The 20,682-nt window shown below is 72.4% G+C and carries 14 protein-coding genes and 1 pseudogene; 9 read left to right on the forward strand and 6 right to left on the reverse strand.

Annotated features, from left to right (window positions below; all coding sequences use genetic code 11):
• Nucleotides 1-2: 2 nt before the first annotated feature.
• Nucleotides 3-491, reverse strand: a complete 489-nt coding sequence (locus tag ACSUPT_RS08985) for a ribose-5-phosphate isomerase (RefSeq protein ID WP_351967779.1) — start codon at nucleotides 489-491, stop codon at nucleotides 3-5.
• A 248-nt stretch (nucleotides 492-739) separates the two neighbouring features.
• Between ACSUPT_RS08985 and ACSUPT_RS08990 the strand changes: the two genes are divergently transcribed.
• Entirely contained in the window at nucleotides 740-2,173 is a 1,434-nt protein-coding gene (locus ACSUPT_RS08990) for an amino acid permease (protein ID WP_361656548.1), read from the forward strand.
• A gap of 92 nt (nucleotides 2,174-2,265) precedes the next feature.
• Here ACSUPT_RS08990 and ACSUPT_RS08995 read toward each other — a convergent pair whose 3' ends face one another.
• Nucleotides 2,266-2,856: a biotin transporter BioY gene (locus tag ACSUPT_RS08995; protein WP_351967777.1), complete on the reverse strand. Its 591-nt coding sequence runs from the start codon at nucleotides 2,854-2,856 to the stop codon at nucleotides 2,266-2,268.
• Nucleotides 2,857-3,130: 274 nt separating this feature from the next.
• Here ACSUPT_RS08995 and ACSUPT_RS09000 point away from each other — a divergent pair, with 274 nt between their 5' ends.
• The 3 genes and pseudogenes from ACSUPT_RS09000 to ACSUPT_RS09010 all read left to right on the forward strand — a co-directional run bounded on the left by ACSUPT_RS09000 (nucleotide 3,131) and on the right by ACSUPT_RS09010 (nucleotide 7,284).
• On the forward strand, nucleotides 3,131-4,540 hold the full coding sequence (locus ACSUPT_RS09000; protein WP_361656545.1) for an amino acid permease: 1,410 nt from the start codon (nucleotides 3,131-3,133) through the stop codon (nucleotides 4,538-4,540).
• Nucleotides 4,541-4,692: 152 nt separating this feature from the next.
• Nucleotides 4,693-6,090 (forward strand): annotated as a pseudogene (locus ACSUPT_RS09005) (amino acid permease); the annotation flags it as partial.
• Between the two features lie 558 nt (nucleotides 6,091-6,648).
• Nucleotides 6,649-7,284, forward strand: a complete 636-nt coding sequence (locus ACSUPT_RS09010; protein ID WP_351967775.1) for a superoxide dismutase — start codon at nucleotides 6,649-6,651, stop codon at nucleotides 7,282-7,284.
• Nucleotides 7,285-7,448: 164 nt separating this feature from the next.
• Here ACSUPT_RS09010 and ACSUPT_RS09015 read toward each other — a convergent pair whose 3' ends face one another.
• A complete protein-coding gene (locus tag ACSUPT_RS09015) occupies nucleotides 7,449-8,084 on the reverse strand; it encodes a DsbA family oxidoreductase (RefSeq protein ID WP_351967774.1) in 636 nt (211 codons plus the stop codon).
• A 157-nt stretch (nucleotides 8,085-8,241) separates the two neighbouring features.
• On the opposite strand from ACSUPT_RS09015, the gene pepN reads away from it, so the two are divergent.
• Together pepN and ACSUPT_RS09025 are read left to right on the forward strand one after the other, a co-directional pair.
• The gene (gene pepN, locus ACSUPT_RS09020; RefSeq protein ID WP_436944002.1) at nucleotides 8,242-10,788 is read left to right on the forward strand and encodes an aminopeptidase N; all 2,547 of its coding nucleotides are present in this window, start codon (nucleotides 8,242-8,244) and stop codon (nucleotides 10,786-10,788) included.
• Between the two features lie 221 nt (nucleotides 10,789-11,009).
• Nucleotides 11,010-12,035: a hypothetical protein gene (locus ACSUPT_RS09025; protein ID WP_436944004.1), complete on the forward strand. Its 1,026-nt coding sequence runs from the start codon at nucleotides 11,010-11,012 to the stop codon at nucleotides 12,033-12,035.
• A gap of 60 nt (nucleotides 12,036-12,095) precedes the next feature.
• Here ACSUPT_RS09025 and ACSUPT_RS09030 read toward each other — a convergent pair whose 3' ends face one another.
• From ACSUPT_RS09030 to ACSUPT_RS09040, 3 genes are all read right to left on the reverse strand, one after another.
• Nucleotides 12,096-13,328: a serine hydrolase domain-containing protein gene (locus ACSUPT_RS09030; RefSeq protein ID WP_404142959.1), complete on the reverse strand. Its 1,233-nt coding sequence runs from the start codon at nucleotides 13,326-13,328 to the stop codon at nucleotides 12,096-12,098.
• Between the two features lie 121 nt (nucleotides 13,329-13,449).
• Complete coding sequence (locus ACSUPT_RS09035) at nucleotides 13,450-14,340, reverse strand: pyridoxamine 5'-phosphate oxidase family protein (protein ID WP_436944005.1); 891 nt, start codon at nucleotides 14,338-14,340, stop codon at nucleotides 13,450-13,452.
• Between the two features lie 217 nt (nucleotides 14,341-14,557).
• Nucleotides 14,558-15,013 (reverse strand): VOC family protein, encoded by a 456-nt coding sequence (locus ACSUPT_RS09040; RefSeq protein WP_351967770.1) that lies wholly within the window; start codon nucleotides 15,011-15,013, stop codon nucleotides 14,558-14,560.
• Nucleotides 15,014-15,143: 130 nt separating this feature from the next.
• Here ACSUPT_RS09040 and ACSUPT_RS09045 point away from each other — a divergent pair, with 130 nt between their 5' ends.
• The 3 genes from ACSUPT_RS09045 (at nucleotide 15,144) to ACSUPT_RS09055 (ending at nucleotide 20,594) form a co-directional block, all read left to right on the forward strand.
• Nucleotides 15,144-15,686: a CGNR zinc finger domain-containing protein gene (locus ACSUPT_RS09045; protein ID WP_403506625.1), complete on the forward strand. Its 543-nt coding sequence runs from the start codon at nucleotides 15,144-15,146 to the stop codon at nucleotides 15,684-15,686.
• 372 nt (nucleotides 15,687-16,058) lie between these two features.
• The gene (locus ACSUPT_RS09050) at nucleotides 16,059-19,355 is read left to right on the forward strand and encodes a S8 family serine peptidase (protein WP_436944006.1); all 3,297 of its coding nucleotides are present in this window, start codon (nucleotides 16,059-16,061) and stop codon (nucleotides 19,353-19,355) included.
• 210 nt (nucleotides 19,356-19,565) lie between these two features.
• Nucleotides 19,566-20,594 carry an aspartate-semialdehyde dehydrogenase gene (locus ACSUPT_RS09055; protein ID WP_399219224.1) on the forward strand — a complete coding sequence of 343 codons (1,029 nt, stop codon included), beginning with the start codon at nucleotides 19,566-19,568 and terminating at the stop codon, nucleotides 20,592-20,594.
• Nucleotides 20,595-20,682 lie beyond the last annotated feature (88 nt).

Consider the following 20,682-nt stretch of genomic DNA (forward strand, 5'->3'; position numbering starts at 1 on the left):
GGTCAGTCCTGCTGCGGGTGGTGGGCCGGGATCGGGGGGAGCTCGCCGGTCGTCTCGTACGCGGCGAGCATGTCGATGCGGCGCGTGTGGCGCTCGTCACCGGAGTACGGCGTCGAGAGGAAGATCTCGACGAACTTGGTGGCCTCCTCCAGCGCGTGCATGCGGGCGCCCACGGCGACGACGTTGGCGTTGTTGTGCTCGCGGCCGAGCGCGGCGGTCTGCTCGCTCCAGGCAAGGGCGGCACGGACGCCCTTCACCTTGTTCGCGGCGATCTGCTCGCCGTTGCCCGAGCCGCCGATGACGATGCCCAGGGCGTCGGGGTCGGCGGCCGTCTTCTCCGCGGCGCGCAGGCAGAACGGGGGGTAGTCGTCCTGGGCGTCGTAGATGTGGGGTCCGCAGTCGACGGGCTCATGGCCGTGGGCCTTCAGCCACTCGACGAGGTGGTTCTTGAGTTCGTAGCCGGCATGGTCCGAGCCGAGGTACACGCGCATGGCTCCGAGTGTGACACGGCCGGGGCGGCACAAGGCCCGTGGGGTGGGCCGGCCGGGGGGCGGGCGCACCAGCGGCGCGGCGGGACGGTGGCCGGGCGGCGGGCGCGCGGCGCGAGTGCGGCAGGAGGGGACGGACCGGACGTGGCGCGTACAACGATCCGGACTCGGGACCTTCCGGGCGGGGACGCCCTCGGTGTTCAATGCACGGGCTCGCGACCCGAGCACCCGAGAAAGCTAAGGAACTGCCCATGACCACCCAGATGAACCTGGCGAAGGAAGGCGAGCAGACCGGCGAACCCGGCACTTCGCAGTCCTCCCACGGTCTCAAGGCGGGTCTCAAGAACCGCCACCTGTCCATGATCGCCATCGGCGGCGTGATCGGCGCCGGCCTGTTCGTCGGGTCGTCCGGCGGCATCGCCGCGGCCGGGCCCGCCATCCTCGTGTCGTACGCCCTGGTGGGCGCGATGGTCGTGTTCGTGATGCGGATGCTGGGCGAGATGGCCGCGGCCAGCCCGGACTCCGGTTCGTTCTCCTCCTACGCCGAGCGGGCGCTCGGCCGCTGGGCCGGCTTCTCCATCGGCTGGCTGTACTGGTTCTTCTGGGTCGTCGTGCTGGCCGTCGAGGCGACGGCGGGCGCGGTGATCCTGGAGGGCTGGGTCCCGGCCGTGCCGCAGTGGGCGTGGGCGCTGATCGTGATGGTGGTGCTCACCGCGACGAACCTGGCGTCGGTCTCCTCGTACGGCGAGTTCGAGTTCTGGTTCGCCGGGGTGAAGGTCGTCGCGATCGGCGCGTTCGTCGTCATCGGCCTGCTGGCGGTCTTCGGGCTGCTGCCGGGGTCGGACAACCCCGGGGCGGGGCTCGCGCACCTGACGGACACGGGCGGCTTCTTCCCCAAGGGCGTCGGCGCCGTGCTGACCGGTGTGCTGATGGTCGTCTTCTCCTTCATGGGCAGCGAGATCGTCACGCTCGCGGCCGGTGAGTCGGAGGACCCGCGCCGCGCGGTCACCAAGGCGACCAACAGCGTGATCTGGCGCATCGGCGTCTTCTACCTGGGCTCGATCTTCGTGGTGCTGACGCTGCTGCCGTGGAACGACTCCTCGATCGTCGAGAAGGGCTCGTACGTCGCGGCGCTCGACTCCATCGGCATCCCGCACGCCGGGCAGATCATGAACGTGATCGTGCTGACGGCCGTGCTGTCGTGCCTGAACTCCGGGCTGTACACGGCCTCCCGCATGGCGTTCTCGCTGGGCGAGCGCGGTGACGCGCCGAAGTCGTTCGCGCGGGTCAACGCCAAGGGCGTGCCGGTCATGGCGATCTGGGCGTCGGTGGCGTTCGGCTTCCTGGCGGTGTACTTCAACTACGCCTTCAAGGACACGGTCTTCACCTTCCTGCTGAACTCCTCGGGCGCGGTCGCGCTGTTCGTGTGGCTGGTGATCTGCTTCACGCAGCTGCGGATGCGCGGCATCCTCATGCGCGAGGCGCCGGAGAAGGTCACCGTGAAGATGTGGCTGTTCCCGTATCTGACCTGGGCGACGGCCGGGATGATCCTGTTCGTGCTGGGCTACATGCTGTTCGACGACGCCAACCGGCAGGTCGTGCTGCTGTCGGTGCTGGTGGCGGCGATCGTCGTGGCCATCGGCGTGGTGGTGGACCACCGGCACCGGACGGCCGCGAAGTCCTGAGGCCGGGCGCCCCGAGGGGCCGGCCCACACGGAAGGGCCCCCGACGTCCCGTGGGACGTCGGGGGCCCTTTCCCCTCTGCGGGGGCGTGCGGTCAGGCGCGGTCGCCGAGCAGCTTCCAGGCGGTGGGCACCAGGCCCATGGCGAGCGCGGCCTTCAGCGCGTCGCCGATGAGGAACGGCAGCATGCCGGCGGCGACCGCCTGGGAGAGCGACATGCCGGTCGCGAAGGCCAGGTACGGCACACCGACCGCGTAGATGATCAGCGAGCCGACCGCCATCGTGCCCGCCATGCGCAGGACGGACCGGTCCGCGCCGCGCCGGGCGAGCGCGCCCACGGCGGTGGCGGCGAGCAGCATGCCGAGGATGTAGCCGAAGGACGGCATGCCGTACCCGGCGGTGCCCTGCGCGAACCACGGCATGCCGGCCATGCCGGCCACCGCGTACAGGCCGAGGGAGAGGAAGCCGCGGCGGGCGCCGAGCGCGGTGCCGACGAGGAGCGCGGCGAACGTCTGGCCGGACACCGGGACGGGCGAGCCCGGCACGGGGACGGAGAGCTGGGCGGCGAGGCCGGTCAGGGCGGCGCCGCCGGCGACGAGCGCGATGTCGCGGACGTGGGCGCGGCTGGAGGGGAGCAGGTCGGCGAGGACCGCTCCGGTACGGGCGGGTGCGGCGGCAGTGCTCATCGTCAACTCCGGTACTCCGCGGTGCTTCGCGGACGGGGGGCCAGGGGCAGGCCCCGACCGTAGCCCAGGGGCGACGGGGCGATCACCGTCAGCGCACGACAAAGCCCCGCTCCCCGCGTTGGTGGACTTCACACAAAGGCCGTCGGCGAACCCTTGATCCGCGTGACGCGTGTCACTTGGGAGCCCGGATGAACCGTCCCTTTTGCGTGGAGGCGTGATCTCCGGAGAGACTGTGGGGTCTCACCAAACGCACGAAGAGAGTGTGCACCGCGCCATGCCCGACCCCCGGAGCGACACCACCACCGTTCCTGCCGAGCCCCTGGCGCATGTGCTCAAGCGGCGCCACCTGACGATGCTGGGTCTCGGCGGGGTGATCGGCGCGGGCCTGTTCGTGGGCTCGGGCGCGGGGATCGCGGTCGCCGGGCCGGGGATCGTGCTGTCGTATCTGATCGCGGGCGCGCTGGCGACGCTGGTCATGCGGATGCTCGGGGAGATGTCGGCGGCCATGCCGGCGTCGGGCGCCTTCTCGGTGCACGCGGAGCGGGCGCTGGGGCGCTGGGCCGGCTTCTCGGTGGGCTGGCTGTACTGGTTCCTGCTGGTGGTGGTGCTGGCGGTGGAGGCGGCGGGCGCTGCGCGGATCGCGAGCGCCTGGTGGCCCGCCGTGCCGCAGTGGGGGTGGGTGCTGGTCTTCATGCTGGTGTTCACCGCCGCCAATCTCGCCGCGGTGAAGAACTTCGGGGAGTCGGAGTTCTGGTTCGCGTCGCTGAAGGTCGGCGCGATCGTGCTGTTCCTGCTGCTGGGCCTGGCGGCGATCGCCGGCTGGCTGCCGGGGCGCGAGCCGGTGGGCCTGGCCAACCTCACCGGGCAGGGCGGGTTCCTGCCGAACGGCTGGGCGGGCGTGGTGTCCGGGGTGCTGGCCGTGGTGTTCGCGTTCGGCGGGCTGGAGGTGGTGACGATCGCCGCCGCCGAGTCGGACGACCCGGCCCGCAACGTGGCGCGGGCGGTGCGCACGGCCGTGTGGCGCATCCTCTTCTTCTACGTCGGTTCGATGCTGGTCGTGGTGACGCTGCTGCCGTGGACGGCGATGCGGCCGGGGCTCAGCCCGTACGTCGCGGTGCTGGACGCGATCGGGGTGCCGGCGGCGGGCACGCTGATGGACGTGGTGGTGCTGGTGGCGCTGCTGTCGGCGCTGAACGCCAATCTGTACGGGGCGTCGCGCATGGTGTTCTCGCTCGCGGAGCGGGGGGAGGCGCCGCGCGGACTGCTGAAGGTCTCCGCGGGCGGGGTGCCGCGCCGGGCGGTCCTGGCGTCGGTCGCGTTCGGTTTTGTGTCGGTCCTGCTCAACCTTCTTTGGCCGGATTCCGTTTTTCTCTACATGCTCAACTCCGTCGGGGCGGTGCTCCTCTTCGTCTGGGGGCTGATCGCCGTGTCGCAGCTGCGGCTGCGGCGGCGGATCGAGCGGGAGGCCCCGGAGCTGCTGACCCTGCGGATGTGGGGGTTCCCCTGGCTGACATGGGCGGCGCTGGCTGCGATGACGGCCGTGGTGGCGCTGATGCTGCGGGAGGACGCGACCCGGCCGCAGGTGCTCTGGTCGGCCGGTGCGACGGCGCTGGTGGTGGCCGTGGCGGTGCTGCGCGAGCGACGCGGAAACCATGCGGAACGATCATTTCCGGACAACCGGTGATCGCATTCCGCTTGTGAGGAAGCTGTGCCTAAACCTTCACTTTGTGTGAGCGCTGTGTCCGTATAGCGGAAACATGTTCCCTGTGACAGGTACACGCATCGACACTGTGGCGACCCTTCCCCTTCCCCGAAGAAACGGAACAGGGCACACCCATGTCTCGGACCTCCGCGCCCGCGCCCGCCGATCCGGCAGCCGTTGACGCCTCTTCGACGCCGTCGAACGACGCGCCGCTCTCCCACGGGCTGAAGCAACGCCATCTGTCGATGATCGCCCTCGGTGGCGTGATCGGCGCCGGCCTCTTCGTCGGGTCGGGCTCCGCCATCGCGGCCGCCGGCCCCTCCATCGTCATCGCCTACGCCATCTCCGGCCTGCTCGTCATGCTGGTCATGCGCATGCTCGGCGAGATGTCGGCGGCCAACCCCGCCTCCGGCTCCTTCTCCGTCCACGCCGAGCGGGCCATCGGCCCGTGGGCCGGCTTCACCGCCGGCTGGGCCTTCTGGTTCCTGCTCTGCGTGGCCGTCGGCCTGGAGGCGATCGGCGCGGCGAAGATCGTCACGGGCTGGCTGCCGGGCGTGCCCGAGTGGTCGATGGTCGCCCTGTTCATGCTCGTCTTCTGTGTGACGAACCTGGCCGCCGTGAAGAACTTCGGCGAGTTCGAGTTCTGGTTCGCCGCGCTGAAGGTCGGCGCCATCGCCCTGTTCCTGGTGATCGGCCTGCTCGCCATCCTGGGCCTGATGCCCGGCGTCGAGTCCCCCGGCCTGGACAACCTGACGGGCCACGGCGGCTTCCTGCCCAACGGCACCGAGGGCCTGATCGTCGGTCTGCTCGCCTCGGTCTTCGCGTACGGCGGTCTGGAGACCGTCACCATCGCCGCCGCCGAGTCCGAGCGCCCCGTCGAGGGCGTCGCCAAGGCCGTCCGCACGGCGATGTGGCGCATCGCCGTCTTCTACATCGGCTCCATGGCGGTGATCGTCACGCTGATCCCGTGGAACAGCAAGTCGCTCGCCGAGGGCTCGTACGTCGCCACGCTGGAGCACCTGGGCCTGCCGGCCGCCAGCGAGATCATGAACGTCGTCGTCCTGATCGCCCTGCTGTCCGCGATGAACGCCAACATCTACGGCGCCTCCCGCATGGCCTGCTCGCTCGTCGCCCGCGGCCAGGGCCCGAAGGGGCTCGGCAAGATCTCCGGCGGCGTGCCGCGCGTCGCCGTCCTGACCTCCTCGGCGTTCGGCTTCCTGTGCGTGCTGCTCAGCTACTGGCGTCCGCAGGACCTGTTCATGTGGCTGCTCAACATGATCGGCGCGATCATCCTGGTCGTCTGGTTCTTCATCGCGATCTCGCAGCTGATCCTGCGCCGCCGCACCGAGAAGGAGGCGCCGGAGAAGCTGGTCGTGCGGATGTGGGCCTTCCCGTACCTCACGTGGGCCGCGCTCGCCGGCATCGCCGCGGTGTTCGTCCTGATGGCCCGCGACGCCGGTACGCGTGAGCAGCTGTACTACACGGGTGGCCTCGTCGTGGTCCTCGCGGTGCTCGGCGTCATCCACCAGGAGAACTCCAAGAAGAAGCCCGCCGCGGCCGCCGCCACCGCTGCCGCCGCCCCGGCCGCCCCCGCGCCGGCCGCCGCCGAGGCTCCGGTCGAGGCGCCCGCCGAGAAGAAGGTCACCGACGAGAAGCCGGCAGCCGTCGAGAAGAAGGTCGCCGTCGAGAAGAAGGCGGAGGCGAAGGCCCCGGAGAAGAAGGCGGAGGAGCCCGCCGCGAAGACGTCCGCCCGGGACGAGGACGAGGCGAAGGCCGAGCCCGCGGACAAGGCCGAGCCCGCGAAGAAGGCGGAGCCCGCGAAGAAGGCCGAGGACGGGAAGAAGGCCGAGGCCGCGAAGAAGGACGAGGAGGAGCAGGGCGACGAGGAGAAGGCCGCGGCCGCCGCCGCGAAGGCCGACGACTGAACCACCCCGCACTCCCCGGAGGAGGCCCCGGCGCGACGGCGCGCCGGGGCCTCCCCCTTTTTCCGGCCACCCTCCGCCCTACGACCAAAGGCTGATCAACTTCCCGGGCTTCTGCTGCTAGCCTGCACTTGCACATAGGTTGCAATAAGCGTCGGAGGCTCGGCCATGGCGATGTACACCCTTCCGGAACTTCCCTACGACTACGCGGCGCTGGCCCCCGTGATCAGCCCGGAGATCATCGAGCTGCACCACGACAAGCACCACGCCGCGTACGTCAAAGGCGCGAACGACACCCTGGAGCAGCTCGCGGAGGCCCGCGACAAGGAGCAGTGGGCCGCGCTGAACGGCCTGCAGAAGAATCTGGCCTTCCACCTCTCGGGCCACATCCTCCACTCCATCTACTGGCACAACATGACCGGCGACGGCGGCGGCGAGCCGCTGGAGAAGGACGGCACGGGCGAGCTGGCGGACGCCATCGCCGAGTCGTTCGGCTCGTTCGCCCGGTTCAAGGCGCAGCTGTCGAAGGCCGCAGCCACCACGCAGGGCTCCGGCTGGGGCGTCCTCGCGTACGAGCCGGTCAGCGGCCGCCTCATCGTGGAGCAGGTCTACGACCACCAGGGCAACGTCGGCCAGGGCTCGGTGCCGATCCTGGTCTTCGACGCCTGGGAGCACGCCTTCTACCTCCAGTACAAGAACCAGAAGGTCGACTTCATCGAGGCGATGTGGCAGGTCGTGAACTGGCAGGACGTGGCCAAGCGGTACGCCGAGGCCAAGGACCGCGTGCCGCTGATCGCCCCCTGACGGCGGACCGGTCCCGCCCCCAGGCCCCCTGACGGCGGACCGGCGACCCGCCCCCCAGCGCCCTGCCCGTGATCGTCTTCTCACCCTTCACGCGGCGGGCGGAAGAAGGGAACGGCCCCCGCGAGGACAGGACTCGCGGGGGCCGTTCCGGTGTGCGGGGGCCGTCAGTCGAAGACGGGGCCCTGGGTGCGGGTGCGCTTGATCTCGTAGAAGCCCGGCGTCGACGCGACCAGCAGCGTCCCGTCCCACAGGCGCGCCGCGGCCTCGCCCTTCGGCGCCGGGGTGACGACCGGGCCGAAGAAGGCGACCTCGGTGCCGTCGGGGCCCGGCACGGCGATGACCGGGGTGCCGACCTCCTGGCCGACCTTGTTGATGCCCTCCTTGTGGGAGGCGCGCAGCTCCGCGTCGTACGTGTCCTTCTCGGCGTACTCCACCAGCTCCGCCGGCAGACCGGCCTCCTCCAGCGCCTCGGCGAGCACCTCGCGGGTGTGCGGCCGGCCCTGGTTGTGGAAGCGGGTGCCCATCGCCGTGTACAGGCGGCCCAGCACGTCGGGGCCGTGGAGCTGCTCGGCGGCGATGGCCACGCGGACGGGGTGCCAGGCGGTGGTCCTCAGCGTCTCCCGGTACTCCTCCGGGACCTGGTCCAGCTTGTCCTCGTTGAGGACGGCGAGGCTCATCACGTGCCAGCGCACGTCCACCGGGCGGACCTTCTGGACCTCCAGCATCCAGCGGGACGTCATCCACGCCCACGGGCACAGCGGGTCGAACCAGAAGTCGGCGGTGGTCCTCGTCTCGGACATGTGTCTCCTCGTATCCCTGAAACGTGCAGGTGAAGGGGGAAGCGTGCGGTCGCGCTGGAGGCGACAACGCCGGGGGCGGCGAGGGCATTCCCGCTTATGGGCCCGTCTTGCCGCGTGGGAGGATCACCGCGTACCAACGAGCCACGAAGGAGTGCCCGTGCCCGGTGAGAACCTGTCCCGCGACGAGGCCCGCGAGCGGGCGGCCCTGCTGTCCGTCGAGGGCTACGACGTCGCGCTCGACCTGCGGTCGGCCGTCGCCGAGAGCGAGGCGGAGCAGCGGACGTTCCGCTCGGTGACGACGATCCGGTTCCGCTGCGCGACCCCCGGTGCGAGCACCTTCGCGGACCTCGTCGCGCCGTCCGTGACGTCCGTCGTCCTCAACGGGCGGGAGCTGGACCCGTCCGCCGTCTTCGACGGGGCGCGGATCGCGCTGGACGGCCTCGCCGAGGAGAACACGCTGGTCGTGGACGCGCAGTGCGCCTACAGCCGCACCGGTGAGGGCATGCACCGCTTCGTCGACCCGGAGGACGGCGAGGTCTACCTCTACACCCAGTACGAACCGGCCGACGCCCGCCGGGTCTTCGCCAACTTCGAGCAGCCCGACCTGAAGGCCCCCTACCGCTTCGAGGTGACGGCCCCCGAGGGCTGGACCGTGTGGAGCAACGGCGCCGAGGAGTCCCGCGAGGGCGGGGTGTGGCGGTTCGCGCGGACCCAGCCGATCTCCACGTACATCACCTGCGTCGTCGCCGGCCCGTACCACCACGTCACCGACGTCTACCGGCGCGGCGACCTGGAGATCCCGCTCGGCGCGATGTGCCGCAAGGGCCTGGCGCGGCACTTCGACGCCGACGACGTCTTCCTCGTCACCAAGCAGGGCCTGGACTTCTTCCACGAGGTCTTCGACTACCCGTACCCCTTCGGCAAGTACGACCAGGCGTTCGTCCCCGAGTACAACCTCGGCGCGATGGAGAACCCGGGCCTCGTCACCTTCCGCGAGGAGTACATCTACCGGGGCAAGGTGACGCGCGCCGCCTACGAGCGCCGCGCCAACGTCGTGCTGCACGAGATGGCGCACATGTGGTTCGGGGACCTCGTCACCATGAAGTGGTGGGACGACCTGTGGCTGAAGGAGTCCTTCGCGGACTTCATGGGCACCTTCTCGATGGTCGAGGCGACCCGCTTCACCGACGGCTGGACGACCTTCGCCAACAACCGCAAGGCCTGGGCGTACCGCGCCGACCAGCTGCCCTCCACGCACCCCGTCACCGCGGACATCCGCGACCTGGAGGACGCCAAGCTCAACTTCGACGGCATCACCTACGCCAAGGGCGCCTCGGTGCTGAAGCAGCTCGTGGCGTACGCGGGCCGGGACGCGTTCCTGGAGGGCGCGCGCCGCTACTTCAAGCGCCACGCGTACGGCAACACGACCCTCGGCGACCTGCTGGCCGTGCTGGAGGAGACGTCCGGCCGCGACATGAAGGCGTGGTCCCGGTGCTGGCTGGAGACCTCCGGGGTCAACGCGCTGACCCCGGTGGTCCGTTACGACGAGACGGGCGAGCGGATCGCGGAGCTCGCCGTGGAGCAGGAGGGCGCCGAGGCGCGGCCGCACCGCGCGGTCGTCGGCCTGTACCGGCCGCAGGACGGCGCGCTGGTCCGCTACGCGCGCGCCGAGACCGACATCACCGGGGCCCGCACGGTCGTGGAGGGGCTGGCGGGCGCCGAGCGCCCCGCGCTGGTGCTGGTCAACGACGAGGACCTGACGTACTGCAAGGTGCGGTTCGACGCGGACTCGCTCGCCACGCTGCGCGCCCACCTGGGGGACATCACCGACCCGCTGGCGCGGGCCCTGTGCTGGTCGGCGCTGTGGAACATGACGCGTGACGCGCTGCTGCCCGCGCGGGACTTCGTGCGGATCGTGCTGGACTTCGCGGGCCGCGAGTCGGACATCGGCGTGCTGCAGATGCTGCACGCCTGGGTGCGGACCTCGCTCGTCCACTACGCGGCGCCCGAGTGGCGTGCCACGGGCGGCCGGCTGGTGGCGCGGGCCGCGTTGAAGGAGCTGCGCGCCGCGGAGCCGGGCAGCGAGCACCAGCTGACCTGGGCGCGGTTCTTCGCGGCGGTCGCCGAGTCGGACGAGGACTTCGCGTTCCTTCAGGGCCTGCTGGCCGGCACGGAGAGCGTGGAGGGCCTCGACGTCGACCAGGAGCTGCGCTGGGCGCTGCTGGAGCCGCTCGCCGCGCACGGGCGTGCCGACGAGTCGGTGATCGGCGCCGAGCTGGCGCGGGACGACACGGCGTCGGGCAAGCGGCACCAGGTGCGGTGCCTGGCCGCGCGGCCCTCCGAGGCCGTCAAGGCGCAGGCGTGGGCCGAGGTCGTCGAGTCGGACAAGCTGTCGAACGCGCTGGTGGAGGCGACGATCGCGGGGTTCGCCCAGCCGTCGCAGCGGGAGCTGACCGCGCCGTACGCGGAGAAGTACTTCGCGGCGATCGAGCGGGTCTGGTCCGAGCGGTCCATCCAGATCGGCATGGACGTGGTGAGCGGCCTGTTCCCGTCGCTCCAGGACCGGCCCGGGACGCTGGAGGCCACGGACGCGTGGCTGGCGGAGCACGAGGGGGCGGCGCCCGCGCTGCGCCGCCTGGTGCTGGAGGCGCGCGACGACCTGGCGCGCGCCCTGCGGGCCCAGGAGTGCGACGCGTCGGCCTGATCCGGTGCTTCACAGGGGCGGCTGTCCGGCTTCCGGGCGGCCGCCCCCGCGCGTGCGCGGGGTGCCTCCCCGGCGGGTGCGCCGGGCCGCGGGGGCCGTTGCGGGGCCGCGGGGGCCGTTGCGGGGCCGGGCATCATCGGCATTCGAACGCCCGTACTTTAGGGCGGACTTGTCCCTGATTGTCGACAGACGTGTAACAGCGGTTAGGGAAGCCTGCCCTGATGGGCACGTCCCCGGACATGAACAACACCCCGCTCTCCCCGCACCCCCGCTCCCCTCTCACCGACGCGCCCGCCGGCGTCCTGACCGCCGCGCAGCTGCGGGTCCGCGGTGTCCCCGCCGCCGAGGCCGCCGCGCTGAGCCGGCCCGGCGGCCCCTGGCAGCAGCTGCTGCCCGGTGTCTACCTGCTGCACCCGGGCCCGCCGACCGGCGAGGAGCGGCTGCGGGCCGCCCTGCTGTACACGGGCCGGCGGTCCGCCGACACGGACGCGGCCGGGTTCGGCGAGGCGGCGATCACGGGGGCGGCCGCGCTCGCCCTGTACGGGCTGCCCTCGGCGGCCCCGACGACGGCGCTGGACCGGATCGATGTACTGGTGCCGCGCACCCGGCGGCTGCGGTCGGCCGGGTTCGTCCGGATCGTGCGGGCGGCGCAGGAGTTCCCCGCGGCGCGTGAGGCGGCGGGGCTGCCGGTGGCTCCGGTGGAGCGGGCCCTGGCGGACGCGCTGGCGCAGCCGGTGGACGCGCTGACGGTGCGGCGGCTGCTGGCGGAGGCGGTACGGGAGGGCCACTGCGAACCGCCCGCCGTCGTACGGGAGCTGAGCCGGGCGCGGCTGCTGTCGCGGCCGCACGTGGTGGACGCGGTGGACGCGCTGCTGGCGGAGGGCCGGGCCGTGGCGGAGGGCCGGCTGTACGCGATGGTGCGGGAGCACGGCCTGCCCGACCCGCTGTGGAACGTGGACCTGCGGCTGCCGGGCGGCCCGCACCTGGGAGGTGTGGACGCGTACTGGCCCGACGAGGCGGTGGTGGTGGAGCTGGACACCAGGGCACCGCGCCAGGACGACGAGGAGGTGTGGGCCCGCTACACCCGCAAGCGCGCACACCTGGAGCGGCTGGGCATCACGGTCGTCCACCTCACGCCCCGCAAGCTGCGCGACGCGCCGGAGCAGCAGGCGGTGGTGGTGCGTACGGCCCTGATGGCGGCCGGCGATCGCCCGCCGGCCGCCCATGTGGTGGTCCTGCCGCGGTGAGGGCCGGGCTCCCCGCGACCCGGGCTCCCCGCGACCCGGGCTACGGGGCCAGGGCCCGGGCTACGGGGCCAGGGGCCCGGCGTGGTCCGGGGCCGCGCCGTCCGGCTTCCTGCCGCAGAACTCGGCCTCCAGGATGTCGTCCAGGCCGCTCGCCCAGTCGCCGTTGACGTTGGCGGCCAGCGTGTGGTCGCCGGAGCGGGTCGAGACGGCGACGGAACCCGAGCCGTGGATGCCGCCCGTGTGGCCCCACACCTCCGTGCCGCAGCTGAGCTTCTGCCTCATGACGCCGAGGCCGTACCCCACGGCCGGGCTGTCCGGGTCGGCGACGGTGGCCGTCAGCTCCCTCATCTGCGCCTTCGGCAGCAGCCGGCCCGTGATCAGGGCCCGGGTGAACCGCTGGAGGTCGGCGGCGTCGGAGATGATCTCGCCGGCCGCCCCGGCGATGGACGGGTTGAGCTCGGTGACGTCGTGGACGCGGGTGGCCGGGTCGGCCGGGTCGCCGCCGAGGGTGGAGTACGCGCGGCCGCTGGGCCGGGGCATCCGCGGGTCGGTGCCGGGCACGCTGGTGGCGCCGAGCCCGAGCGGCCGGATGATCCGGCGCTCGACGGCCTCCCCGTACGGGCGTCCCGTGACCTTCTCGATGATCATTCCGGCGAGTACGTAGTTGGTGTTGGAGTACGCCCAGGAGGTGCCGGGGGCGAAGTCCGGCTCGTGTGCCATGGCGACGGCCACGAGCTGCTCGTCGGTCCAGGTGTCGTAGCGGTGCCGCAGGAAGCCGGGGCCGAAGACCTTCTCCTGGAAGCCGGGGTCGGCGGTGACGTTGTAGACGCCGCTGGTGTGGTTGAGGATCTGGCGGACCGTCATCCGGCGGCCGTCGTGGCCGTTGCCGCGGACGACGCCGGGCAGCCACTTCTCCACGCTGTCGTCGAGGTCGAGGCGGCCTTCGGCTTCGAGCTGGAGGATGACGGTGGCGACGAACGGCTTGGTGATGGAGCCGATCCGGAAGCGGTCGTTCGGGAGGCGCTCGCGGCCGGTGGTGCGGTCGGCGACGCCCGCGCTGCCGTTCCACACGCCGCGGCGGTCGCGGGCCTGGGCGAGCACGCCCGGCGCCCCGGAGCGCACGACCTGTTCGATGACCTGCCGGGTGGCGTCGTGGCGGGCGCGGTCCTCCGCGGCGGCGGACGCGCCGGGGGTGGTGGGGGCGGCGGTGGCCGGGGCGGTGAGCGTGGTGGCGGTGACGGCCGCCACGGCCAGGGCCGCGACGAGTCCGGCGCGCGCGGTGCGTACTGACATAAGGGGTCCCCTCCTGGACGACTGCGTTGCTGCGGTCATCGGAGGGGACCACCGGTGATCGTGGGGTGGTTGAGCCGGTGCCCGGCCGTCATCGCCCGGTTGAGCGTGTTCCGGCCATGTGTCACGGGTTGGCCGGGGAGTACTCGGGGGGCGACCAGCGCAGGGGGCTGGCGTGCGGGGTCTCGGCGGTGCCGGTGACGGTGAAGCGGACCGCGCGGCCCTCCGGGGTGAACTCGGTGCGGGCGGTCCCGGTGAGCTGGAGCGTGGCGCCCGTGGTCCAGTCGGGGAAGAGCAGTCCGGCGCGGGCGTCGGCGACCAGGTTGCCGAGGGTGAGGAACATGGCGTTGCCCGCGTAGTCGGGCCAGATCAGCTCGGTGGGCGAGAGGACCCGGACGAAGCCGGGATTGCCACCGCGGTGGCTGGCGTCGGGCGAGCCGTCGGGGCCGACTGTGGCGACGAAGAACGTGTCGGCCGCGCGGACGGCGTCCGCCTGGGCCTCGTCGAGGCGGACGCCGCGGCGGACGGGGCCGGGGGGCGCGGGGTGGGCCGTCTCGTACGGCTCGCGCTTCTGGAGGTACTTGGGGCAGTTGGAGAACACCTCGTGGGCCTGGACGGACAGGCCCTGCGGGGTGGGGGTCGCGGTACCGTTGAGGCGCATGCGGCGGCGGGTGCGCGGGTCGAGGGCGATCGTGCCGACGGGGGTGCGGCGGCCCTCGGGGAACGCGGCGGCGAGGGGGTCGTGGGCGGGGACGCCGCCGCGTACGGCGACGGTGGTGGGGCCGGTCGCCCGGACGAAGCCGGGCGGTCCGGTGAGCAGCGAGCTCCAGACCCGCCCGTCGCCGTCCGCCGCCCCGATCACCAGCATCGGCTGGATCTCGAGGAAGGCGGCGGCGACGGGGCGGATGCCCCGGCCGATGGAGCGCCCGACGTGCTCGGCGGCGGCGCGGACGCCGACGCGCTCCTGCACGGCGAGCGAGCCCGGGTGGTAGGGGGCGCGGGTGGTGTCGTCCATGCCGGTGGCTCCGCTCGTCCGGTGGGTCTCGGTGATCCGGGCGCCCGGCCGTCTGCCGGGCCGGGTCCCTACGGGCCGTCTCTGCGGCCGGTCCCTACGGGCCGCCTCTGCGGCCGGTTCCTACAGGCCGCCTCTGCGGCCGGTCCCTACAGGCCGCCTCTGCGGGCCGTGCCCGCGGCCGCTGTCCACGAGCCGGCTTCTCCATACGGGCCCGCTTCTAGAAGAAGCCGCAGGTGGGGGCGGTGGCGTGCGGGGCGGGCGCGGTCTCGGCGCCGGTCGCGGCGTAGATCTCCAGGCGGGTGCCGTCCGGGTCGTGGAAGAAGATCCCGCCGGACGCCGCGCCCTCTCCGTGGGCGACGACCCCGTCGTACGCGAACTCGATGCCGCGGGCGGCCAGCTCCGCCTCCGCCACCCGGACCTCGTCCATCGTGTCCACCTGGAACGCCAGGTGGTGGAGGCCGGCGCGGGCGGGGGCGTAGCCGTCCTCGGCCTGCTCCCAGAGGGCGATGGCGAGCCGGCCCTCGCGGCCGAGGAGGGCGTGGCGGCGGCCGTCCTCCTTGCCCTCGGCGAGCAGCTCGAAGCCGAGAAGGCCCTCGTAGAAGGCCAGGGAACGGGCGATGTCGGTCACGTTCAGGGCGACGTGTCCGGTGCGGAGCGTGCTGGTCGCCGTCATGGCGGGTCCTCTCGTCGATGGTTCGACTAACCGTTGATCAGGACGTTAGTGGTTAGTCTCGATGGCGTCAACCGGTCACGTACCCTTGAGGGGTTAGTAATGGCCGGTGGTGTTCCGGGAGGGACCACAGATGACCGCGTCCGACCCGCGCCCGCTCGTCGGCGAGCCCGTCTCGCTCGACCTGCTGAACACCCGCTGGGTGCAGGACGGCGCCGACCACGACCTGCTCACCGGCACCGACGGGCTGGCCGTCTGGCTGGCGAGCGCCGGGCTGGCCGGCCGCTTCCGCGCCGACGCCGCCACGCTCGACCACACCCTCCGGGCCCGCGAGGCGCTGGCCGCCACCGTGGACTCCCCCGGCGACCCGCGCGGCGCCGCCCTTCTGAACGAGGTGCTCGACCACGGCCGCATCCGGGCCGTGCTCACCCCCGAAGGCCCCGGTGAGGAACCCGAGTTCACCGACCCCGCCTGGGGGCCCGCCTGGACCGCCGCCCGCGACTACCTGGACCTGCTGCGCCGCGCGCCCGACCGCATCCGCCGCTGCGCCCACGAGGCGTGCGTGCTGCACTTCTTCGACACCTCGCGCAACGGCACCCGCCGCTGGTGCTCGATGGCCGTCTGCGGCAACCGCGCGAAGGCGTCGCGCCACTACGCCCGTACGCGCGAGGCCTGACCCCCGGCACCCGCCTGCGCACCCCGCGCGGCAACCGCCCGCCCTGGAGCGGCACCCACCTCCACGGCGTCCGCCTCGGCGCCTCCCGCGGCAACGGCCCCGCCCCGCGCGGCGCTCACGCCCGCGGCGGCTCCGGCGCGCGCCCGGCGCCGCCCCCGCCCCTCGCCGACGGGTTCTCAACACCCGCCGCATCAGCGGGAATCCACTTTCGGGCGGTTTGTTCCCGATGGCGGTCATCTCGCGATGGCGGATGTCCGCCACGAGGACAATCCGCCTCCGGCAGCCCTCCACAAAACCCGGTCGCGTGCGCAAGGCTCAGCGGTCATCCGGTACCGAATTCCGGACCGCTCCTTTCATCGACAGGGATGCTGAATGACGCACGAACCTTCCCGCCCCATACCCGGGGCGAGACGCGCGGCCCGCATCGCGGCCGCCACGGGTCTGGTCGCCGCGCTCGTCGCGACCGGCGCCGCGCCCGCCTTCGCCACCCCCGCCGAACCCCCGGCGGCCACCCCCGAGCCCGCCAAGTCCGCCGCGGCGAAGCTGGGCGCGGACGACGCCGAACTGCTCGCCGAGGCCGAGGCCCGCGGCGAGAAGAACATCACGCTCATGGTCGCCACCGCCCCCGGCGCGACCGAGCAGGTCGCCGACCAGCTCGACGCGGTCAAGGGCGGCACGGTCGGCAAGACGTACGACAAGCTCGGCTACGTCCGCGCCACCGTCCCGACCGCGCAGGCCGAGGCCGCCATCGGCGCCGCCGCCAAGCTGTCCAGCGTCCAGGGGATCGACCTCAAGCACGAGATCGTGCTGGACGACCCGACGCCCGCCGCCGACCGCGCCGAGGGCGCCGCCACGGCCACGGCCGGCACCTACCCGGCGCCCGGCCCGAAGACCCCGGCGGTCAACCCGTACAACCCGTCGCACGAGACGGGCGCGGTCGACTTCGTCCGGAAGTACCCGACCGCGGACGGCCGCGGCGTCACCATCGGCGTCCTCGACTCCGGCATCGACGTCAGCCACCCGGCCCTGCAGAAGACCACCACCGGCGAGCGCAAGATCGTCGACTGGGTCACCGCCACCGACCCGGTGAGCGACGGCGACGAGACGTGGCGCCGCATGGACACGGCCGTCGCCGGTCCCGCGTTCACCGCCGCGGGCCGCGAATGGAAGGCCCCCCAGGGCTCCTACAGGTTCCGCACCTTCGCCGAGGCCGCCACCAAGGGCGGCGACATGAACGGCGACCTCAACCGCGACGGCGACACCACCGACGTCTGGGGCGTCCTGTACGACCAGGCCGCGGGCACCGTCCGCGTCGACCTCAACGGCAACGGCGACTTCGCCGACGACGAGGCGATGAAGCCGTACAAGGACGGCTTCCAGATCGGCTGGTTCGGCACGGACAACCCGGCCACCGACGTGGCCGAGCGCATCCCGTTCGTCGTGGAGATCCGCAAGGACGTCGTCTACAACGCGGCCGGCGCCAAGGCCGACTACGTCAACATCGGCGTCATCGAGGGCTCCCACGGCACCCACGTCGCCGGCATCACCGCCGCGCACAGCCTCTTCGGCGGCAAGATGAACGGCGCGGCGCCCGGCGCCAAGCTGGTCTCCTCGCGCGCCTGCACCTGGAGCGGCGGCTGCACCAACATCGCGCTCACCGAGGGCATGATCGACCTCGTCGTCAACCGCGGCGTCGACATCGTCAACATGTCCATCGGCGGCCTCCCGGCGCTGAACGACGGCAACAACGCCCGCGCCCGCCTCTACACCCGTCTGATCGACGAGTACGGCGTGCAGCTGGTCGTCTCGGCCGGCAACAGCGGCCCCGGCGTCAACACGATCGGCGACCCGTCCCTCGCGGACAAGGTCATCAGCGTCGGCGCGTCCGTCTCCCGTGAGACCTGGGCCTCCAACTACGGCTCCACGGTCACCACGCCGTACGCGATGATGCCGTTCTCCTCCCGCGGCCCGCGCGAGGACGGCGGCTTCACGCCGACCCTCAGCGCGCCCGGCGCCGCGGTCAACACCACGCAGACCTGGTCGCCCGGCGGCCCGGTCGCGGAGGCCGGCTACCAGCTCCCGGCCGGCTACTCGATGATGCAGGGCACCTCCATGGCCGCCCCGCAGGCCACCGGCGCCATGGCGCTGATGCTGTCGGCCGCCAAGCAGCAGGGCATCGACCTCACCCCGGCGAAGCTCCGCACCGCCGTCATCAGCCAGGCCGACCACATCGCGAGCGCCCAGGCGCACGAGCAGGGTGCCGGTCTGCTGAACGTCGTCGACGCCTGGAAGGAGGTGCTCCGCGGCGCCCACGCCCACGAGTACACCGTCAAGGCGCCCGTCGACACGGCGATCGACCAGTTCCTCGCCCAGCCCGGCTTCGGCACCGGCCTGTACGACCGCGAGGGCGGCGTCAAGGTCGGCGAGGAGAAGGTCTACGAGATCACCGTCACCCGCACCACGGGTGCCGACCGTCCGATCCGGCACGAGCTGTGGTTCGAGAAGAACCACGAGAGCACGTTCCGCGTCGTCGGCAGCGACGAGGTGTACCTCCCGCTGAACAAGCCCGTCACGGTCAAGGTCGCCGCCAAGCCGCGCAGCGCCGGTGTGCACAGCGCGATCCTGGAGATCACCGACCCGAAGACCAAGGGCATCGACAAGCAGGTCATGACCACGGTCGTCGCGGCCGAGCAGCTGGCCAAGCCGTCCTTCGGCCTCTCCGCCGAGGGCACCGTCCAGCGCAACAGCCACCGGTCGTACTTCGTGAACGTCCCGGCCGGCGCCAAGTCCCTGGAGATCGCCCTCGGCGGCCTCGCCCAGGGCAGCCAGACCCGCTTCGTCGCGATCCACCCGTACGGCGTGCCGTCCGACCCGACCTCGACGGTCAACTGCTACGCCAACTACACCAACCCGGCGAACACCTGCCGCCCCGACGTGCGGTCGTACCCGAACCCGCAGCCGGGCGTCTGGGAGATCGAGGTCGAGTCGCGCCGCACGTCGCCGCTGCTCGACAACCCGTACAAGCTGGACGTCGCCGTGCTCGGCGCCACCTTCGACCCGGCCGTCCAGACCCTGCCCGAGGTCACCGCGGGCAAGGCCGCGCCGGTCCAGTGGACCGTCACCAACGGCTTCGCCGCGCTCGAGGGCAAGCTCAAGGCGGGCTCGCTGGGCTCCGCCAAGGTGACGCGCCCGATGATCGCCCACCACGCGGTGCAGCGCACCACCGTGGAGATCGGCGAGGGCGTGGAGCGCTTCGACGTGGCCATCGGCAACGTCTCCGACAAGGCCGCCGACCTGGACCTGTCGGTCCTGCGCGACGGCGTGCAGGTCGGCTCGTCCGCGGACGGCGACTCCGAGGAGTCGGTGTCCCTGGTGAAGCCCGCCCCGGGCACGTACACGATCGTGGTCGACGGCTACTCGATCCCGTCGGGTGAGACCGCCTACGACTACAAGGACGTGTACTTCTCGTCCGCGCTCGGCGAGGTCAAGGTCGACGAGTCGAAGTCGATCAGCCTGGCCAACGGCGCCTCGGCCGCCTTCGGCGCCCAGGTGCTGGTGAACGGCGCCGCCCCCGAGGGCCGCCAGTTCTTCGGCGAGGTCCACCTGCTGAACGCGCGCGGAACCGCCGCGGGCACCGGCAGCGTCGTGATCGGCAAGGTCACTCCGTAATCTGGAGGGATACGGAGTGAGGGGGGCGGGCGTCCGGCGGGACGCCCGCCCCCGTCCCTTTGCCCCGGCGCGGCGACCGCCCCGTCGTCGCCCGCGGCCGTCCACGCCGGCCGTGGTGCTTCTCACCCCCTGGACAATGGATTGGACAAGGCGCCCGGGGAGAGACACATCATGGTCCCGCGCCCAGCTCGTACGTACGGAGGAGTCCCCGTGAAGGTAGGAATCGTCGGAGCCACCGGTCAGGTCGGCACGGTCATGCGCACAATCCTTGCCGAGCGGAACTTCCCGGTCGACGAGCTCCGCCTGTTCGCCTCCGCGCGCTCCGCGGGCTCCACGCTGGAGTGGCAGGGCCGCGAGATCACCGTGGAGGACGCGGCGACCGCCGACTACACCGGCCTCGACATCGTGCTGTTCTCCGCCGGCGGCGCCACGTCCAAGGCCCTCGCCGAGAAGGTCGCGGGCCAGGGCGCCGTCGTGATCGACAACTCCTCCGCCTGGCGCCGCGACCCCGAGGTCCCGCTGGTGGTCTCCGAGGTGAACCCGCACGCGGTCAAGGACCGCCCCAAGGGGATCATCGCCAACCCGAACTGCACCACCATGGCCGCCATGCCGGTCCTCAAGCCGCTCCACCAGGAGGCCGGCCTGATCGCGCTGGTCGCCACCACCTACCAGGCCGTCTCCGGCTCCGGCCTCGCCGGTGTCGCCGAGCTGGACGGCCAGGTCAAGGCCGTCGCCGGGCGCGCCACCGAGCTCACCCACGACGGCGAGGCCGTGGAGTACCCGGAGCCGGGCGTCTACAAGCGGCCCATCGCGTTCAACGTGCTGCCGCTCGCCGGCTCGATCGTGGACGACGGCTCCTTCGAGACGGACGAGGAGCAGAAGCTCCGCCACGAGTCCCGCAAGATCCTGGAGATCCCGGAGCTGAAGGTGTCCGGCACGTGCGTGCGCGTCCCGGTCTTCTCCGGCCACTCCCTGCAGGTCAACGCCCGCTTCGAGCGTCCGATCGGCGTGGAGCGCGCCTACGAGCTGCTGAAGGACGCCGAGGGCGTCGAGCTGTCGGAGATCCCCACGCCGCTCCAGGCCGCCGGCAAGGACGCCTCCTACGTGGGCCGCATCCGCGTCGACGAGACCGTCGAGCACGGCCTGGCCCTGTTCCTCTCCAACGACAACCTCCGCAAGGGCGCCGCGCTGAACGCGGTGCAGATCGCGGAGCTGGTCGCCGAGGAGCTGCGCGGCTGATCCGCGCCGGCGCCGCCCGGTGGGCGGTCGCGGCCTTCGAGGGGGCGGTCCCGCCGGCGGGCGGGGCCGCCCCCTCGCGCGTACGGCC

It is taken from the genome of Streptomyces sp. SudanB25_2051 (assembly GCF_964272635.1).
Taxonomy (GTDB): Bacteria; Actinomycetota; Actinomycetes; order Streptomycetales; family Streptomycetaceae; genus Streptomyces.

Bases quoted from the DNA above. Each gene is read 5' to 3' on its own strand.
- ACSUPT_RS08985 (WP_351967779.1), bottom strand. From the start codon at position 491: ATGCGCGTGTACCTCGGCTCGGACCATGCCGGCTACGAACTCAAGAAC.
- ACSUPT_RS08990 (WP_361656548.1), top strand. From the start codon at position 740: ATGACCACCCAGATGAACCTGGCGAAGGAAGGCGAGCAGACCGGCGAA.
- ACSUPT_RS08995 (WP_351967777.1), bottom strand. From the start codon at position 2,856: ATGAGCACTGCCGCCGCACCCGCCCGTACCGGAGCGGTCCTCGCCGAC.
- ACSUPT_RS09000 (WP_361656545.1), top strand. From the start codon at position 3,131: ATGCCCGACCCCCGGAGCGACACCACCACCGTTCCTGCCGAGCCCCTG.
- ACSUPT_RS09010 (WP_351967775.1), top strand. From the start codon at position 6,649: ATGGCGATGTACACCCTTCCGGAACTTCCCTACGACTACGCGGCGCTG.
- ACSUPT_RS09015 (WP_351967774.1), bottom strand. From the start codon at position 8,084: ATGTCCGAGACGAGGACCACCGCCGACTTCTGGTTCGACCCGCTGTGC.
- ACSUPT_RS09025 (WP_436944004.1), top strand. From the start codon at position 11,010: ATGGGCACGTCCCCGGACATGAACAACACCCCGCTCTCCCCGCACCCC.
- ACSUPT_RS09030 (WP_404142959.1), bottom strand. From the start codon at position 13,328: ATGTCAGTACGCACCGCGCGCGCCGGACTCGTCGCGGCCCTGGCCGTG.
- ACSUPT_RS09035 (WP_436944005.1), bottom strand. From the start codon at position 14,340: ATGGACGACACCACCCGCGCCCCCTACCACCCGGGCTCGCTCGCCGTG.
- ACSUPT_RS09040 (WP_351967770.1), bottom strand. From the start codon at position 15,013: ATGACGGCGACCAGCACGCTCCGCACCGGACACGTCGCCCTGAACGTG.
- ACSUPT_RS09045 (WP_403506625.1), top strand. From the start codon at position 15,144: ATGACCGCGTCCGACCCGCGCCCGCTCGTCGGCGAGCCCGTCTCGCTC.
- ACSUPT_RS09050 (WP_436944006.1), top strand. From the start codon at position 16,059: ATGACGCACGAACCTTCCCGCCCCATACCCGGGGCGAGACGCGCGGCC.